The following is a 420-nucleotide window of genomic DNA, read 5'->3' as shown; positions in this document are numbered from 1 at the left end:
ATAGTGATGACTATTGCTTTATACCCATTAAACAGAACATTCGCTGGGAACTTGCCGCTATCTGGAGTAAAGAACACTATGTATCTAAAGCCAGTGAGGCTATGCTCGGTGTCATTCGCTGCGCGGGCAATTAAGGTATAGTGACAGAAAATTGATTGCACTGATCTCAGCGTATTTAACTTGAGTACAACCCTATACAAACTTCATCTAATTAACGTTTTCGATTTAAAGGAAATCAATGGACTCAGTAACACAAGCAGCTCTAGGCGCAACCATTGCCGGTGCTGTTGCAGGAAAGCAATGCAATGCCAAGGTGCTATTGGCTGGCGCCGCACTGGGCACACTGCCCGACCTTGATGTTGTTCTCGACTATGGCGATGCAGTAAGCAACACCATCAAGCATCGTGGCTTCACACACTC

At 45.7% G+C, this 420-nt stretch carries 1 protein-coding gene; it reads left to right on the top strand.

Translation table 11 applies throughout. The features are described 5' to 3' along the window. Positions 1 to 238: 238 nt before the first annotated feature. On the top strand, positions 239 to 420 hold a 182-nt coding region (locus tag AB4585_RS27590; RefSeq protein ID WP_372171943.1), incomplete at its 3' end, for a metal-dependent hydrolase.

This window comes from Vibrio sp. 10N.222.49.C9 (assembly GCF_041474985.1).
GTDB classification, from domain to species: Bacteria; Pseudomonadota; Gammaproteobacteria; order Enterobacterales; family Vibrionaceae; genus Vibrio; species Vibrio crassostreae_C.
This window is presented reverse-complemented; position numbering and strand designations above follow the sequence as displayed.